The sequence below is a fragment of the Stenotrophomonas sp. Ps181 genome (assembly GCF_025697425.1).
Classification (GTDB): Bacteria; Pseudomonadota; Gammaproteobacteria; order Xanthomonadales; family Xanthomonadaceae; genus Stenotrophomonas; species Stenotrophomonas sepilia.
Window position 1 is genome coordinate 435,124 of sequence record NZ_JAHWBI010000004.1, and the last position, 16,160, is coordinate 451,283.

At 66.6% G+C, this 16,160-nt stretch carries 13 protein-coding genes; 10 read left to right on the forward strand and 3 right to left on the reverse strand.

The window, feature by feature from the left end; all coding sequences use genetic code 11:
* The first annotated feature begins 38 nt into the window (after positions 1-38).
* The 6 genes from KXV01_RS12125 to KXV01_RS12150 all read left to right on the forward strand — a co-directional run bounded on the left by KXV01_RS12125 (position 39) and on the right by KXV01_RS12150 (position 9,043).
* Complete coding sequence (locus KXV01_RS12125; protein WP_010480482.1) at positions 39-524, forward strand: GNAT family N-acetyltransferase; 486 nt, start codon at positions 39-41, stop codon at positions 522-524.
* Complete coding sequence (gene epmA / locus KXV01_RS12130) at positions 521-1,477, forward strand: EF-P lysine aminoacylase EpmA (protein WP_049414869.1); 957 nt, start codon at positions 521-523, stop codon at positions 1,475-1,477. Before KXV01_RS12125 ends, epmA begins: the two co-directional genes overlap by 4 nt.
* 138 nt (positions 1,478-1,615) lie before the next feature.
* The gene (locus KXV01_RS12135) at positions 1,616-2,344 is read left to right on the forward strand and encodes a DUF3011 domain-containing protein (RefSeq protein WP_005417382.1); all 729 of its coding nucleotides are present in this window, start codon (positions 1,616-1,618) and stop codon (positions 2,342-2,344) included.
* Positions 2,345-2,391: 47 nt separating this feature from the next.
* Complete coding sequence (gene mtnA, locus KXV01_RS12140; RefSeq protein ID WP_134709517.1) at positions 2,392-3,456, forward strand: S-methyl-5-thioribose-1-phosphate isomerase; 1,065 nt, start codon at positions 2,392-2,394, stop codon at positions 3,454-3,456.
* A gap of 212 nt (positions 3,457-3,668) precedes the next feature.
* Positions 3,669-6,383: a DNA gyrase subunit A gene (gyrA, locus tag KXV01_RS12145; RefSeq protein WP_049414865.1), complete on the forward strand. Its 2,715-nt coding sequence runs from the start codon at positions 3,669-3,671 to the stop codon at positions 6,381-6,383.
* 131 nt (positions 6,384-6,514) lie between these two features.
* Entirely contained in the window at positions 6,515-9,043 is a 2,529-nt protein-coding gene (locus KXV01_RS12150) for a membrane-bound PQQ-dependent dehydrogenase, glucose/quinate/shikimate family (protein ID WP_164282790.1), read from the forward strand.
* A gap of 120 nt (positions 9,044-9,163) precedes the next feature.
* Here the strand turns inward: KXV01_RS12150 and KXV01_RS12155 are convergent, their stop codons facing one another.
* Together KXV01_RS12155 and KXV01_RS12160 are read right to left on the reverse strand one after the other, a co-directional pair.
* Positions 9,164-9,565, reverse strand: coding sequence for a DUF3037 domain-containing protein (locus KXV01_RS12155; RefSeq protein ID WP_049414861.1), 402 nt, complete (start codon positions 9,563-9,565; stop codon positions 9,164-9,166).
* Complete coding sequence (locus KXV01_RS12160) at positions 9,543-10,319, reverse strand: HipA family kinase (RefSeq protein ID WP_049414860.1); 777 nt, start codon at positions 10,317-10,319, stop codon at positions 9,543-9,545. Before KXV01_RS12160 ends, KXV01_RS12155 begins: the two co-directional genes overlap by 23 nt.
* Positions 10,320-10,555: 236 nt before the next feature.
* Here KXV01_RS12160 and KXV01_RS12165 point away from each other — a divergent pair, with 236 nt between their 5' ends.
* The 3 genes from KXV01_RS12165 (at position 10,556) to KXV01_RS12175 (ending at position 14,023) form a co-directional block, all read left to right on the forward strand.
* Positions 10,556-10,885: a hypothetical protein gene (locus tag KXV01_RS12165; protein WP_049414859.1), complete on the forward strand. Its 330-nt coding sequence runs from the start codon at positions 10,556-10,558 to the stop codon at positions 10,883-10,885.
* A gap of 156 nt (positions 10,886-11,041) precedes the next feature.
* Complete coding sequence (locus tag KXV01_RS12170; RefSeq protein WP_111096618.1) at positions 11,042-13,504, forward strand: prolyl oligopeptidase family serine peptidase; 2,463 nt, start codon at positions 11,042-11,044, stop codon at positions 13,502-13,504.
* Positions 13,505-13,702: 198 nt separating this feature from the next.
* Positions 13,703-14,023 carry a hypothetical protein gene (locus KXV01_RS12175; protein WP_049414665.1) on the forward strand — a complete coding sequence of 107 codons (321 nt, stop codon included), beginning with the start codon at positions 13,703-13,705 and terminating at the stop codon, positions 14,021-14,023.
* A 15-nt stretch (positions 14,024-14,038) separates the two neighbouring features.
* Here the strand turns inward: KXV01_RS12175 and KXV01_RS12180 are convergent, their stop codons facing one another.
* Positions 14,039-15,022: a hypothetical protein gene (locus KXV01_RS12180; RefSeq protein ID WP_099495599.1), complete on the reverse strand. Its 984-nt coding sequence runs from the start codon at positions 15,020-15,022 to the stop codon at positions 14,039-14,041.
* A gap of 138 nt (positions 15,023-15,160) precedes the next feature.
* Here KXV01_RS12180 and KXV01_RS12185 point away from each other — a divergent pair, with 138 nt between their 5' ends.
* Positions 15,161-16,126 (forward strand): DUF2268 domain-containing putative Zn-dependent protease, encoded by a 966-nt coding sequence (locus KXV01_RS12185; RefSeq protein WP_049414664.1) that lies wholly within the window; start codon positions 15,161-15,163, stop codon positions 16,124-16,126.
* Positions 16,127-16,160 lie beyond the last annotated feature (34 nt).

A 16,160-nucleotide genomic window follows, 5' to 3' on the forward strand; every position in this document is an offset into this window, starting at 1 on the left:
GTGTCCCCGCGCCCGGCATGAAACACAAAGGAACACCGATGCAGACCGCCCCGCTGGATTTCCGCCTGGCCACCCGTGCCGACGAGGAGTTGTTGATCGCGCTGATGCGCGAGTTCTACGCCGAAGACAGGATAGACTTCGATGACGCGCGCGTGCGTCGCGGCGTGGACGCGCTGCTGGCCGATCCGCGCAATGGCGAAGTGCTGTTGTGGCTGGACGAGGCGGGCGAGGTGGTCGGCTATGCGGTGATCGCGATGGGCTTCAGCCTGGAGCAGGGCGGCCACTTCATGCTGCTGGACGAGCTGTACCTGAGCCATCGCGCGCGCGGTCGTGGCCGCGGCAAGCAGGCGCTGGCCATCTGCGAACAGCGCGCTCGCGGTCGTGGCGTCAGCCGCCTGCGCCTGGAAGTGAACCACCACAACGAACTGGCACGCCGCCTGTACCTGGCCAGCGGCTACATCGACGATACGCGCGATCTGCTGACCCTGCCGCTCGACCATCCGCGCCCGGAGGGCATCCTGTGAGCGAGGCCCTGCTGCGCGCGCTGCAGCAGCGCGCCGCGCTCAATGCGCTGGTGCGCCGCTTCTTTGCAGAGCGCGATGTGCTCGAGGTGGAGACGCCGATCCTGTCGGTCGCGGGCAACACCGAGCCGAACATCGACAGCTTCCATACCGACTTCACCGGGCATGTCGATGCCGGCGGACGCCGCCGCTGGCTGCGCACCTCGCCGGAGTATCCGCTCAAGCGCCTGCTCGCTGCCGGCGTGGGCGACTGTTACGAATTGGGCCGGGTGTTCCGCAATGGCGAGGCCGGTGGTCGCCACAACCCGGAATTCACCATGCTGGAATGGTATCGGGTCGGTTGGGACCACCATCGGCTGGTACAGGAAACCGCCGAGCTGATCGGACAGGCGCTGGCCCTGGTGGGACGCCGTGCGACCCTGCGCGTGCTGAGTTACCGCGAGCTGTTCCAGCAGCACCTTGGTGTGGATCCGTTCGAGGCGGATGAGTCCGCGCTGCGTGCCGCGTTGGGCGAGGTGCACATTGACCCGGTCGGATTGACCCGTGATGACTGGCTCGACCTGCTGATGACCCATCGTATCCAGCCGCATTTCGATGACGCGGTCATGACCGTGGTGCATGACTGGCCAGCCAGCCAGGCCGCGCTGGCACGCATCCGCGCCGGCACGCCGCCGCTGGCCGAGCGTTTCGAGCTGTACCTGGGTGTAGTGGAACTGGCCAACGGCTATCACGAACTGAACGACGCCGACGAGCAGCGTGCCCGCTTCCAGCGCGACCAGCAGCGCCGCCACGAACGTGGGCAGGTGCAGCCGCCACTGGATGAAGCGCTGCTGGCGGCGTTGCCAGCGTTGCCGGCCTGTGCCGGCGTGGCGCTGGGGGTCGACCGCCTGCTGATGGCGATGAACCGCACACCGCGCATTGCAGATGTGTTGGCCTACGACTTCGCCCACGCGTGACCATCACGCGTTGCTGAACATCCCAGGCTGAACGAAACGCGGGTTCTGCGCGCTTGCGTCGGTAAGCGGGATGATGCTTTTATCACGGCCAATGCCGGACACTGGCATGCAGTTCATCCATTCCTGCTGGGGAAGGCTTTGGTCAAGTGGTTTGCGGTTGTCGCTGCACCGATGTACTCCATTGCGCTCTGGGGTGCCTGGCTGCCGTCGCCGGCGTCGGCCCAGCAGGTGGGCTATGACGATGAAGTGGTGACCTGCGAGTCCCGCGACATGGGCTGGGTGCACTGCGATATCGATGTGGCCAACGGCGTCGATCTGGTGCGCCAGCTGTCCAGCAACAGCTGCATCCGCGGCAGCGAGTGGGGCACCGACCGCAGCGGCGTGTGGGTCACCCTGGGCTGCCGCGCCGAGTTCCGTGCGCGCCGTGCGCAGGGTGCGGCACCTGCGGCAACGGAAGGCAAGCGCCTGGTGCGCCGCGTGGTGCGCTGCGAATCCAATGGCCGTCCGCAGAGTTGCCCGGTACGCCTGGATGGCGCGCCGGTGCGCCTGCTTCGCCAGTTGTCGGTGCTGCCGTGCCGGGAAGGCCAGGGATGGGGCTACAAGCGCAATGAAGTCTGGACCAGCCGTGGCTGCCAGGGCGATTTCGAGGTGGCCGACGAGGACGGCCGCTTTGTCGATGTGCCGCGCCGCCTGACCTGCGAATCGAAGTCGAAGAAGCGCCGCTTCTGCGGCGCGAGCATCTCGGTGGGTGCTGTGGTCTCCGAGCAGCTGTCCAGCACGCCCTGCGAGGAAGGCAGCACCTGGGGTTGGAACCGCAACGGGATCTGGGTGGACGGCGGCTGCCGCGCCGAATTCTCGGTGAATTGAGCCGGGGCAGGCTCCAACCACGCGGGGCGTGGCCCTACAATGGGCCCATGAACACTGCCTCCGACATCGACTACGCCCGTTACGACCACATCCGCCCGATCCTGTGGACCGGCGATGCCTTGCAACTGCTGGACCAGCGCAAGCTGCCGTTCGTGGTCGAGCACGTGGTCTGCCATGACAGTGACGAGGTTGCCAGCGCCATCCACGCGCTGACCGTGCGTGGCGCGCCGGCGATCGGCATTGCCGCCGCCTGGGGCGTGGTGCTGGCCGCGCGCGAGGTGCAGGCCGCAGACGGTGCGCACGCGCTGCAGCAGCTGGAACCGGCACTGCAGCGCCTGAACGCATCGCGCCCTACTGCGGTCAATCTGGCCTGGGCGCTGGCACGGATGCGCCGTTGCCTGAACGCTGCCGGCGCCGACTGGAAGGCGTTGCTGGAGTCCGAAGCGCAGGCCATCGCCGAGGAAGACCTGGCGGCCAACCGCCACATGGGCGCACTGGGCGCTGGCCTGATCGAGGCCGGCAGCGGTGTGCTGACCCACTGCAATACCGGCTCGCTGGCCACCGCCGGCTTCGGTACCGCGCTGGGCGTCATTCGCGCCGGCATGGCCCAGCACCGCATCGCCCGCGTGTTCGCCGGCGAGACCCGGCCGTGGCTGCAGGGGGCACGCCTGACCGTGTGGGAGCTGCAGCAGGACGGTATCGATGCCACCCTGATCGCCGACTCGGCGGCCTCGCACCTGATGAAGACCGGTGCCGTGCAGTGGGTGATCGTGGGCGCAGACCGCATCTGCGCCAATGGTGATACCGCCAACAAGATCGGCACCTACCAACTGGCCATTGCCGCGCGCCACCACGGCGTGAAGTTCATGGTGGTGGCGCCGTCCTCGACCGTGGACATGGAAACCGTGGACGGCAGCCAGATCGAGATCGAGCAGCGCGACCCGGGTGAGCTGTATGGCGTGGGCGGTACCCGCACCGTGGCCGAAGGGATCGCCGCCTGGAACCCGGTGTTCGACGTCACCCCGGGCGAGCTGATCGACGCCATCGTGACCGAGCGCGGGGTGATCCTGAACCCGACCGCCGAGAACATGCGCGCCGCCTTCGGCGGCTGAGGCGCAGGGGAGGGTGGCGCGACCGCCGCCCCGGTAGTGCCGGCCGCTGGCCGGCAACTCCCTAAGTTCCTGATTTGTGCCGGTAAAATCCCCGTAAAGGGAGGCGGAAAACGGCCTGTTGTGGTAGTATCCACAGGTTGAATCGAGGTTCCGGCGCGACCGCCCACGGGCGAATGCGCCGGACTGGACCGCTACCAGACAACGGAACCCGAATGGCAGAAACCGCCAAGGAAATCATCCAGGTCAACCTGGAAGACGAGATGCGCAAGAGCTACCTCGATTACGCCATGAGCGTGATCGTGGGCCGCGCGCTGCCGGATGCGCGCGACGGCCTCAAGCCGGTGCATCGCCGCGTGCTGTACGCGATGAACGAGCTCAACGCGCACAGCAACAAGCCCTACTTCAAGTCGGCGCGTATCGTCGGTGACGTCATCGGTAAGTACCACCCGCATGGCGATCAGTCGGTGTACGACACGCTGGTGCGCCTGGCACAGCCGTTCTCGCTGCGCTACATGCTGGTCGATGGCCAGGGTAACTTCGGCTCCATCGACGGCGACTCCGCCGCGGCCATGCGATACACCGAAGCGCGCATGTCGCGCCTCGCGCACGAGCTGATGGCGGACATCGACAAGGAAACCGTCGACTTCCAGCCCAACTACGACGAAAAGGAACTGGAGCCGACGGTCATGCCGACCCGGTTCCCGAACCTGCTGGTCAACGGCTCGGCCGGTATCGCGGTGGGCATGGCGACCAACATCCCGCCGCACAACCTGAGCGAATCGATCAACGCCTGCATTGCGCTGATCGACAACCCGGAGATCGACGTCGACGGCCTGATGGAGTACATCCCGGGCCCGGATTTCCCGACCGCCGGCATCATCAACGGCACCGCCGGCATCGTCGCCGGCTACCGCACCGGCCGTGGCCGCGTGCGCATCCGTGCCAAGGCCGATATCGAAGTGGCCGACAACGGCCGCGAATCGATCATCGTCACTGAAATTCCTTACCAGGTGAACAAGGCGCGTCTGATCGAAAAGATCGCCGAGCTGGTCAAGGAAAAGAAGATCGAAGGCATCAGCGAGCTGCGCGATGAGTCCGACAAGGACGGCATGCGCATCTACATCGAGATCAAGCGCGGCGAATCTGCCGAGGTTGTGCTGAACAACCTGTACCAGCAGACCCAGATGGAATCGGTGTTCGGCATCAACATGGTGGCGCTGGTCGACGGCCGCCCGCAGTTGATGAATCTGAAGCAGATGCTGGAGGCGTTCGTCCGCCACCGTCGCGAAGTGGTCACCCGCCGCACCGTGTTCGAGCTGCGCAAGGCGCGCGCCCGTGCCCACGTGCTGGAAGGCCTGACCGTCGCGCTGGCCAACATCGACGAGATGATCGAACTGATCAAGACCTCGCCGAACCCGAACGAAGCCCGCGAGCGCATGCTGGCGCGCGTGTGGGAGCCGGGCCTGGTCGGTGCGATGCTGGGTGCCGCCGGTGCCGAAGCCTCGCGTCCGGAAGACCTGCCCAAGGGCGTCGGCCTGGTCGAGGGCGGCTACCAGCTGACCGAGATCCAGGCCACCCAGATCCTGGAAATGCGCCTGCACCGCCTGACCGGGCTGGAGCAGGACCGCCTGACCGACGAGTACAAGCAGCTGCTGGAAGTGATCGCCGGGCTGATCCACATCCTGGAAGATCCCGACCGCCTGCTGCAGGTGATCCGCGAGGAGCTGGTCAACGTCAAGGCCGAGTTCGGCGACGAACGTCGCACCGAAATCCGCCACAGCGAAGAAGACCTGGACATCCTGGACCTGATCGCGCCGGAAGACGTGGTGGTCACCGTGTCCCACGCCGGCTACGTGAAGCGCCAGCCGGTCAGCGTGTACCGCGCGCAGCGCCGCGGCGGCCGTGGCCGCAGTGCGGCGGCGACCAAGGAAGAGGATTTCATCGAACAGCTGTGGCTGGTCAACACGCACGATACGCTGCTGACCTTCACCAGTTCGGGCAAGGTGTTCTGGCTGCCGGTCTACCAGCTGCCGGAAGCGGGTTCCAACGCCCGTGGCCGTCCGATCATCAACTGGATTCCGCTGGAACCGGGCGAACGCGTGCAGGCCGTGCTGCCGGTGCGCGAGTACGCCGATGGCCAGTTCGTGTTCTTCGCTACGAAGAACGGTACGGTCAAGAAGACCCCGCTGGGCGAGTTCGCCTTCCGTCTGGCCCGCGGCAAGATCGCGATCAACCTCGATGAGGGCGATGCCCTGGTCGGCGTCGGCCTGACCGATGGCCAGCGCGACATCCTGCTGTTCGCCTCCAACGGCAAGACCGTGCGCTTCGGCGAGGACAAAGTCCGCTCGATGGGCCGTACCGCAACTGGCGTGCGTGGCATCAAGATGCCGGCCGGCGAGGAAGTGGTCAGCCTGATCGTGGCCGAAAGTGCCGGTGGCATCGAGGACGAGAACGAGGACGACAACGGTGTCGAGGAAGCCGCCGCCACGGGCGATGCGGTGATTGACGGTGCCGATGACAGCAGCGTGCAGTACATCCTGACCGCCACCGAGAACGGCTACGGCAAGCGAACTCCGCTGCCGGACTACCCGCGCAAGGGCCGTGGCACGCAGGGTGTGATCGGCATCCAGACCACCGAGCGCAACGGCAAGCTGGTCGCCGCAGTACTGATGGGCTCCCGCGACGAAGTCCTGCTGATCTCCGACGGCGGTACGCTGGTGCGTACGCGTGGCTCGGAAATCAGCCGCGTCGGCCGCAACACCCAGGGCGTGACCCTGATCCGCCTGTCCAAGGACGAGAAGCTGCAGGCGGTGGAGCGCATGGATGCCTCGATCGACGAGGACGAGGACGAGGTGGCAGTCGCCGCCCCGGCCACGACCGACAGCGCCCCGGCTGCGGCCAGCAGCGAGGACGCCGCACAGGAGTGATCCTGCCGCGAGCCTGAGGCACCCGACGACGCCGGCCCTGTGCCGGCGTCGTCGTATCCGGATGCCACGCATACGCGCGCGCTTCACGCAGGCGGTGGGATAACGGCGCATGCTGCCCCCGGAGATCGACGATGTCCGCCACGCCGCAGTCCGCTCCTGCTCCCGTCCGCGCCTCCCGGCATCCTCTCGTTACCGTGCTGTCGCTGCTGCTGGTCGTGCTCGGCCTGGTCATCGGCGGGCTCGGCGCGTGGCTGCTCAGCCTGGGCGGGTCGGGGTACTACGCCATCGCCGGGGCCGGCCTTCTGGCCAGTGGCCTGTTGTTGTTCGGCAATCGCCGCAGCGGCGCGCTGCTGTATGCGCTGGTGTTCGTCGGCACGCTGCTGTGGACCTGGTGGGAATCGGGCAGCGACTACTGGCGCTGGGTGCCGCGGCTGGGCCTGGTGACCGCGCTCGGCATCGTGCTGGCGCTGCTCGCGCCCACCCTTCGCGAACCGGTTTCAAAGCGCCTGTCGCGCAGCGTGGCGGGCGTCCTGATGCTGGTGTTCGTCGCTGCCTTCGGGTTGGCGTTCGCACCGCATGGTGAAGTGGACGGGCACCAGCCGTTCCCGGAAGGCGCGGCCAGTGCCGGACTGGAACCCACGCGGGATACCACCGGCCTGCAACCGGCCGACCAGCCTGCCGAGGGAGACTGGCCGGCGTGGGGCCGCAGCAATGCCGCCACCCGTTATTCGCCGCTGCAGCAGATCACCCCGGCCAACGTGGCCACGTTGCAGCTGGCCTGGCAGTTCCGCACCGGTGACCTGCCGAAGAAGCGCTGGGGTGCGGAAACCACGCCGCTGAAGATCGGCGACCGCCTGTACCTGTGCACTGCCCGTAACCGCCTGATCGCGCTCGACGCCGCCAGTGGCAAGGAAGTGTGGCGCTTCGATCCGAAGGTGAAGGACGCTTCGATCCCGTACACCGCCGCCTGCCGCGGCGTGAGCTACTACGAGCAACCGGCGACGCCGATCCTGGCCGATGCCACGCTGGCCGATGCCGCGGCCGATCTCGCGTTGCCCGAGCCGCCGCCCAGCGTGAGCCGCCGCGCCGCGCCGGGCAGCCGTCCGGCCTGCTGGGCACGCATCATCGAAGGCACGCTGGACGGGCGCATCATTGCAGTGGATGCAGACAGCGGCCGTCCCTGCGCCAACTTCGGCAACAACGGCCAGGTCGACATCACCCTGGGCATGGGCGAGGTCCCGCCGGGCTATGTTTCGATCACCTCGCCACCGGCGATCGTGCGTGGGGTGATCGTCACTGGTCACCAGGTGCTGGATGGGCAGCGCCGCGATGCACCGTCGGGCGTGATCCAGGCCTACGATGCGATCACCGGCAAGCTGCGCTGGGCATGGGACATGGACCAGCCTGAACGCAGCGGCCTGCCGCCGCATGGGCAGACCTACACGCGCGGCACGCCGAACATGTGGACCACGGCCACCGGTGATGAGGCGCTGGGGTTGGTCTATCTGCCGCTGGGCAATTCCGCAGGCGACTACTGGAGCGGCTCGCGTACCGAAAGCCAGAACCGCTATTCGACCTCGCTGGTGGCCCTTGATGTGGCCACCGGCAAGCCGGCCTGGCATTTCCAGGCCGTGCGCAAGGACGTGTGGGACTACGACCTGGGTTCGCAGGCCAGCCTGATCGATTACCCGACGGCGGCGGGCAAGGTGCCGGCGATCCTGTTGCCGACCAAGCAGGGGGACCTCTATATCCTTGATCGCCGCACCGGCCAGCTGCTGACCGCCGCTGAAGAGCGCAAGGTGCCGGTGGGTGGGGTCGAGCCCGAGCAGCGTTCACCCACCCAGCTGTTCTCGCTGTACCACACGCTGCGTCGCGAGCATGACCTGACCGAGCGCGACATGTGGGGCATCACCCCGATCGACCAGCTGGTCTGCCGCATCCAGTTCCGCAAGGCGTATTACGAAGGTTTCTACACGCCGCCCAGCAGCGAGCGCCATTCCATCGAATATCCCGGCTACAACGGCGGCTCGGACTGGGGCAGCGTGTCCATCGACACGCGACGCGGCGTGATCGTGGCCAACTACAACGATATGCCCAACTACAACCGGCTGGTGCCACGTGCCGAAGCCGACCGCCTGGGCTGGCTGCCGCGCGAGAAGATCCGTGCTGACAGGGGCGGTGGCGAGGGGGCCGGCGATCCGCAGGTGGGAACGCCGTATGGCATCCAGGTCAACGCTGGCTGGCGCCTGCCGTTCACCGGCCTGCTGTGCAAGCAGCCGCCCTATGGCGGCATCCGTGCCATCGACCTGCGCACCGGCAAGCTGCTGTGGGATCGGCCATTTGGCAGTGCGCGCGGCAATGGTCCGTTCGGCATCCGTTCCGGCCTGCCGATCGAGATCGGCACGCCGAACAACGGTGGTTCGGTGGTGACCGCGAGCGGACTGATCTTCATCGCTGCGGCCACCGATGACCTGCTGCGCGCCATCGACCTGAAGACCGGCAAGGAGCTGTGGCATGCCAAGCTGCCCGCGGGCGGGCAGGCCACGCCGATGGTGTATGAACAGGACGGACGCCAGTTCGTGGTGATCATGGCCGGCGGCCATCATTTCATGGAAACCCCGAACGGCGATTACGTGATGGCGTTTGCGCTGCCCAGATAGGGCCGACAGGGTATAACCGGCTGGGTAGAGTCGACTGCTAGTCGACTGCCTTTCTCGATGCCGCCGAAGAGCCCGCGCTGCACGCGTTAGTCGACTACCAGTCGACTCTACCAGTTGCCGCTACGCGGTTGGCGCCGGCACCCGCACCATCTTCGTCATCAGGTGTTCCACCACACCCGCCGGATCGGCAGTGCGGCCGACATGCGTGCTCGACATCTGCACAACCGAACTGCGCTTGGCGGTGAGGAAATGAAAGCGGGCGCGCGCCGGCAACTGCGCGATCGGTCCGGCGCTGGCGTCGCCACGGCAGATGGCCACGATCGCGTCCAGCCATGGTTGCAATGCATCCTGATCAAGCGCTGGCGCGAAGGCACGCAGGCGCGCAGGATCAATCTCGATGGCCGCTTCCAGATGGCGCGCGCCAGGGCAGGAGACGATCACCCCGACGTTGATGAATTCCTCGCGTTCCACCCGCGGTACCACGCGGATGACCGCATAGTCATACGTGTGCAGCGTGGGCACGGATGGCCTCCTGCACGAACACCGCACGCACTTTCAGGCGGTGCTTGAGATAGTTGATGTAGCCCTGGCGGTAAGCCTGCGGGCTGTCGAACGCCGGCTCGTCCACCAGCCAGCTGTCCGGCACCAGGCCGACGATGCGCTCGATCTCGGCATCGGTCAGGCGCGCAGCCAGTTCTGCATCCACATCGGCGATGCGGCTGGCGAACGACAACAGCACGTGGTCGCGGATCAGCACGAACGGTTTCTCGCAGGCATCGCCGGCGCTGGCCCAGTCGTGGTGGAAATACATCGCCGCGCCGTGGTCGATCAGGTACAGCTTGCGGTGCCATACCATCAGGTTGGGGTTGCGGGTGGTGCGATCGACATTGCTGGTGAACGCATCGAACCAGACGATGCGCGAGGCCAGGTCGGCGTCCACTGGCATCGCTGCAGGGTCGTAGTTGATTGCACCCGGCAGGTAGTCCAGGCCCAGGTTCAGGCCCTCGCTGGCACGGATCAGCTCCTGGATCTCCGGGTCGGGTTCGGTGCGGGCGAACTCGCGATCCAGCCCGACGAACAGGATTTCCGGAATCGGCAGGCCCAGCGTGCGTGCCATCTCACCGGCGATCAGCTCGGCGATCAACGCCTTCGGGCCCTGGCCGGCACCACGGAATTTCAGTACGACCATGCCGTCATCGTCGGTCTCGACGACGGCGGGCAGTGAGCCGCCTTCGCGTAGCGGGGTGATGTAGCGGAGGGCATGTACGGTGCGCATGGACGCATTCTAGCGTGGGTGCAGGCAGAACCCGGTGGCCCGATCGGGCGGACTCGGCCTTCACCTGTCCGTTCCGTCTGCGGTGGCAGCATCGGTGTCACGAACCCTCGGGTTCCGGGCGTGCTGGCGCTCCCATGCGGGTGCTTCAGCCGGGCATGTGCCCCGGTGCTGGCGATGCGCGCACTGCGAAGCGGAAACCTCATCCACGATGTCCTGCAGGCTACGGAGGTGCACCGATGAGCGACGAATTCATTCCCATGCTGCCGCCCTTGGACGACGCCAAGGTGGAAGAAATGATCGGCAAGGTCGTGCTGGTCGGCGTCACCCGCTATGGCGGCGACGGCCAGGTGCAGGGGCTGGAGCAGTACGCCGGCACTGTGCTGCGCATCAGTGCCGACGAAGGCGTGGTGCTGGCTGACGAGAATGACGGCCATGAGCGCTATCTGCCGCCGATGCTCGACCAGTACCTCCCCGCCGAACCGGGGGAGTACTGCATGCGCAGCAGCGGCATGATCGTGGTCGACCCGGACTACCTGGCGACCTGGGACCTGCACGCGCAACAGTAGTGCCAGGCTGGGCCTGGCAATGCTGGAACGGCTGCCGGACTGTCACTTTGCCCCATCCGGCCTCTAGCCCTTCCGGCCCATTCACCCCATCCCCTGCGGTGCTAGATTCGGGTCCATGCCCGATTCCGGGTACCCATTCACACCCAGGGGATAAGGATGCTCATCCGTCGAACCTCTCTGGCGGCGGCCGTTGCCGTTGCCACCGTCGGCCTGCTGGCCGCTGGCCCGGCGCTTGCCGACTACGCGAAACCGCCGGAGCACCTGCTCAAGGTGCTGAAGGCGCCGCCGCCGCCGACGCCGAACGTGGCCCCCGGCGGCCAGCGCCTGTTGCTGACCACCGCGCAGACCTACCCGTCGATCAGCCGTGTCGCCCAGCCCTACCTGAAGCTGGCCGGCGTGCGCCTGGAGCCGAAGAACCGCAGCCGCCATGACACCCCCGGTGGCTACGGCATTCCGGCCTGCGTAGCCGACTTCACCCTGGTCGATATCGGCAGTGGCAGGGAGACCAAGGTGAACCTGCCGCAGGGTTGCGCCACCGGCGCGCTGTGGTCGGCCGACGGCAGCCGTTTCGCCTTCCAGAATGCGGTCGATAGCAGCGTGCAGTTGTGGGTGGGCGACGCCGCCACCGGCCAGGTGAAGCAGGTGCCGAACGTGCAGCTGAACCCGATCTTCGGCTACACCGTGCAGTGGCTGGGCGGCAGTCAGAACCTGCTGGTGAAGCTGGTGCCGGCCAACCAGGGCCCGGCGCCGTCCAATGGCGGTGTGCCGACCGGCCCGGATGCTCAGGAGTCGCTCGGCAGCAGTGGCGAGAGCAGCACCTATGAAGCCCGCGACACGCTGACCAGCGTGCATGACGAGAAGCTGTTCGCGTATTACGGTGCTTCGCAGCTGGCCGTGGTCGATACCGCCGCCAACAACGTGCGCCCGGTCGGGCAGCCGGCGCTGTTCAACGAAGTCAGCGCCGCGCCCGATGGCGTGCACGTGCTGACCGAATCGATCAAGGCGCCGTACTCTCATGCGGTGACCTACCAGCGCTTCGCCAACGATGTGGCCGTGCTGGACATCAGCAATGGCCGCAGCACGCTGATCGCCAGCCTGCCGCTGGCCGACCGCGTGCCGGTGCACGGTGTACCGGAAGGCCCGCGCGGTTTCGACTGGCGTGCCACCGATCCGGCCACCCTGGTCTATGCCGAAGCGCTGGACAAGGGCGACTGGAAGGTCAACGTGCCGCATCGCGATCGGGTGCTGATGCTGAAGGCGCCGTTCAACGGCAAGCCGGTCGAGATCACCCGCACCGCACAGCGCTTCGAAGGCTACGCGTGGACCGCCGATCCGGCCGTGGCGTTCCAGTTCGAGAACGACGAGAACCGCCACTGGATGCAGACCCGCATCGTCGATTTGGACCAGCCGAAGAAGGAAGGCCGCCTGCTGTGGGACATGTCCAGCGATGAGCTGTACGGCAACCCCGGCAACCTGGTATTCACCCGCCTGCCGAATGGCGCGCAGGTCGTGCGTCAGGACGGCAACCACGTGTTCCTGAGTGGCCGTGGCGCGTCGTCGCAGGGCGACCGTCCGTTCCTGGACCGCCTCGACCTGGGTACGCTGAAGAGCGAGCGCCTGTTCCGCAGCAGTGCCGATGCCTACGAACAGTTCCTCGGTTTCAGCAGCACGCCGGGCCGCTATCTGACCTGGCACCAGTCGGTGATCGATCCGCCGAACGCCTTCATCCGCCAGCAGGGTGAGGCGGTGGCCGATGCGAAGGCCGGTGAGGCACAGTTCGCGTCCACCGCGACGGTGCTGACCAAACTGGTCGACCCGACCCCGGAAGTGCGCCAGATCAAGAAGCAGCTGGTGACCTACAAGCGTGCCGATGGCGTGGACCTGTCGTTCACCCTGTACACGCCGCCGGGCTACAAGCAAGGCCAGCGCGTGCCGGCGATCCTGTACGCCTATCCTGCCGACTTCGCCAACGCCGCGCAGGCGGGGCAGGTATCCGGTTCGCAGCAGACCTTCACCCGCCTGCAGCCGTACCGCCTGATGCTGCTGGCCGGCTACGCGATCATCGACAATGCCTCGTTCCCGATCGTGGGTGACCCGAAGAACGCCTACGACACCTACCTGGAGCAGCTGGAAGCCGACGCCAAGGCGGCGGTGGACAAGGCGGTGGACATGGGCGTGGTCGATCGCAACCGCATCGGCGTGACCGGCCACAGCCATGGCGGCCTGATGACCGCCAACCTGATCGCCCATACCAACCTGTTCAAGGCTGGCGTGGCGACCAGCGGTTCGTACAACAAGACCTTCACCCCGTTCGGCTTCCAGAACGAGCGTCGATCGGTCTGGCAGGCCCAGGATGTCTACCTGAAGGCGTCGCCGTTCTTCTACGCCGATAAGATCAAGCTGCCGCTGCTGCTGGTCCACGGCGAGGACGACGCCAACCCGGGCACCGAGCCGTTCCAGTCGCGCAAGCTCTACCAGGCAATCCGAGGCAACGGCGGCATCACGCGGCTGGTGATGCTGCCGAACGAACCGCACTGGTACACCGCGCTGGAATCGAACGAGCAGCTGGTGGCGGAAATGCTGAACTGGTTCGATACCTACGTGAAGAACGCCAAGTAAGGGAACAGGAAGGCCGCCTCAGGGCGGCCTTGCTGCATGCTGTAGAGCCGAGCCCGTGCTCGGCTGGCGTTCGCCTGTAAATGGATTGAGGTGCTCTGCATTCAACTGTGGAGACTCGGTAACGGCGTGTTACCGGCACATTCCTGCGTCATGCAAATGGGCTAGGCTGAGGCTGTGTGCTCGTTCCAGGTCGGTGCAATGAAAGCCATCTTCCTCGCTGCAGTGCTGTCGTTGGCCTCGATCCCAACGGCCTATTCTCAAGCGTTGCCCACAGAGCTGACGCAGCTGGGCATCGTCGCCGGCATGCCCTACGCCAAGGCCAAGCGCCTGATGGATGCGGCAGGGTGGCAGGCGAGTCCGGTTCAGGGCGCGCTTGAGTCACTCGAGGGCTTTCCGGAAGTCGGATGCCAGAAGGGCGGAAAGCAGTGTGCGACCACCTTCAGAAAGGACGGTCAACAGATCGCGGTGCGCCTGGGCACCACCCTGGCAGGGCAGCCGTTCGTGCAGGGCGCGGACTGAGCGCGCCCGTTGCGCTCAGGCAAGCGGTAACCGGTCCTGCGCGCGTGACAGCCGGTCATGCAGGTCACGCACATGCTCGGCCTTGGCATGCACCCGGGCGGTGTCGCCGAAGCTGCGCAGGTAGGTGCACGCAGCAAAGCCGGCACTCTTCTTTTCATAGTCGGCAATCCAGGCCAACCGGTCCGGGTTGTTGGCTTGTTCGGCTGACCACGCGGCCACCGGCGGCCGGATGCGATAACGCAGACCGACGCGCCACGGCTTCGGTGTCAGCCGTGCACGGAAGCAATGCTGCAACCGGCACATGCGCGCGTAGAGCGGATCGGTACCCAGCGCCTTGAAGAAATCCTGCGGCAGCGTGTCTTCGGGTGAGAACGTGGCATGCATCGCCAGCACGCGCAGCCCGGCCGGCGTACGGTAGGCACGCAGGTGCCAATCGGGGTGCTGTGCGCTGAAGGCCTCCACGCGCTTCAACGCAAGTCCTTCAACGCCGCCGGCGGCGGCCAGGCGTTGCTTCCGCCGCATCAGCACTGCCGCGTTGACCAGCAGCACTGCCGCCACGCCCAGGACCAGGCCCAGCAGCCAGTGCCAGAGCAGGGTGCCGATGACTGCACCGGCAACCAGCACGACCGCAGCGACGATCGCCGGTATCACGCAACCGGCTGGTGGCTGCGCATGATCGATGTCGGCAAACAGCACGTCGGGGCTGTTGAGGCACAACGCGCCGTAGCTGTTGCGGGTGATGATGACATCGCCATCGCGCTGCACGATCTGCTCGCGGATTGGCACACCCTCCACGCCATAGTTGCTGCGGATTTCTCGACGCGGCAGCGCCTGGCCGGCGAGGATCGCGTTGAGTGCCTCGTTGGCGCGGCGGTCGGCATGCGCCTGCGCCTCTGCAGGGCCCTCGTCGGACCAGCCGAAGCGGCGCACGACCACCGGCCGGCCACGAAAACGGGCCTGCAGGCGGGCTTCGGCCCAGTACGCGGGAACGATCATCATCGTGCGGTGCTCCATCATCCATGGCAGGTGCCTGAGTGAGTCTGGCACAGCCCCGAAGGGCCTGCATGTGCCCGCTGCGGTGGCCGGGCCGGAGTGATAGATTGCGCGCTTCGCATGCACTCCACCAGGGACGGAGCGATGTCCAGTTTCCCGCGTTGCCTGCTTGCCCTGGCCTGTGCCGGGGCGGTCGGCGCGGCGTCGGCGGCTACCCCGCCGGGGCCGCAGATCCTCACCACAGATGCCAGCCGCTTCTACGCGCTCTACGACAGCGCCGGTGGCAAGCCCAGCGTTGCCCAGCTGGCCGCTTACCTGGCCGAAGGCAGTCCGGGCCTGGGTGAACTGGCGAAGGCGCGCCGGGTCACGCCCGAACGCATGGCCGAAGCCATTGCCAGCCAGCCCGGGGTGTATGCGCAGGGCCGCAGCTGCCTGGCGGAGCTGCCGGCGGTCAAGCAGCGCCTGGTGCAGGTGTTTGGCAACCTGCAGGCGATCTATCCGCAGGCCGCGTTCCCGCCGGTGACCCTCGCGGTCGGCCGTGGCCGGCCGGTCGGGTTGACCTCGAAGAGTGGGGTGATCATCGGCCTGGAAGCGCTGTGTGCAGCCGATTTCATGAATCCCAACGTGCAGGACCGTTTCGTGCACGTGATCGCGCACGAGTACGTGCACATCCAGCAGACCGGCCTGATCGATTTCGAGCCCGGCGACCCGCATGCGACGGTGCTGCGTGTTTCGCTGGGCGAAGGCATCGCCGAATTCATCGCCGAGTTGATTTCCGGCAACGTCGGCAACAGTCGCCATGCGGCGTGGACGCGCGGCCGCGAGGTCCATATTGAAAGCGCCTTTGCGCTGGATGTGGACAGTACCGATCTGTCGCCGTGGCTGTACAACTACAAGCCCGGTTCGCAGGAGCCCTATGACCTTGGGTACTGGGTGGGCTACCGCATCGCCAAGGCCTATTACCTGCAGGCCAAGGACAAGCGCGATGCGGTGCGTGCGCTGATCCAGCAGGACAACCCGAAGGCAATCCTGGCTGCCAGTGGCTGGACGCCCGGCATGTGGATGCCGGCCAACGTGACCGGCGTGGCCGCGCCGTCGGCGGCACGTTGAACGCAGGCCGGGGCGCTAGACTGCCGCCCTGAAC

Bases quoted from the DNA above. Each gene is read 5' to 3' on its own strand.
- KXV01_RS12150 (WP_164282790.1), top strand. From the start codon at position 6,515: ATGTCCGCCACGCCGCAGTCCGCTCCTGCTCCCGTCCGCGCCTCCCGG.
- KXV01_RS12180 (WP_099495599.1), bottom strand. From the start codon at position 15,022: ATGATGATCGTTCCCGCGTACTGGGCCGAAGCCCGCCTGCAGGCCCGT.
- KXV01_RS12175 (WP_049414665.1), top strand. From the start codon at position 13,703: ATGAAAGCCATCTTCCTCGCTGCAGTGCTGTCGTTGGCCTCGATCCCA.
- mtnA (WP_134709517.1), top strand. From the start codon at position 2,392: ATGAACACTGCCTCCGACATCGACTACGCCCGTTACGACCACATCCGC.
- KXV01_RS12125 (WP_010480482.1), top strand. From the start codon at position 39: ATGCAGACCGCCCCGCTGGATTTCCGCCTGGCCACCCGTGCCGACGAG.
- gyrA (WP_049414865.1), top strand. From the start codon at position 3,669: ATGGCAGAAACCGCCAAGGAAATCATCCAGGTCAACCTGGAAGACGAG.
- KXV01_RS12165 (WP_049414859.1), top strand. From the start codon at position 10,556: ATGAGCGACGAATTCATTCCCATGCTGCCGCCCTTGGACGACGCCAAG.
- KXV01_RS12160 (WP_049414860.1), bottom strand. From the start codon at position 10,319: ATGCGCACCGTACATGCCCTCCGCTACATCACCCCGCTACGCGAAGGC.
- KXV01_RS12170 (WP_111096618.1), top strand. From the start codon at position 11,042: ATGCTCATCCGTCGAACCTCTCTGGCGGCGGCCGTTGCCGTTGCCACC.
- KXV01_RS12185 (WP_049414664.1), top strand. From the start codon at position 15,161: ATGTCCAGTTTCCCGCGTTGCCTGCTTGCCCTGGCCTGTGCCGGGGCG.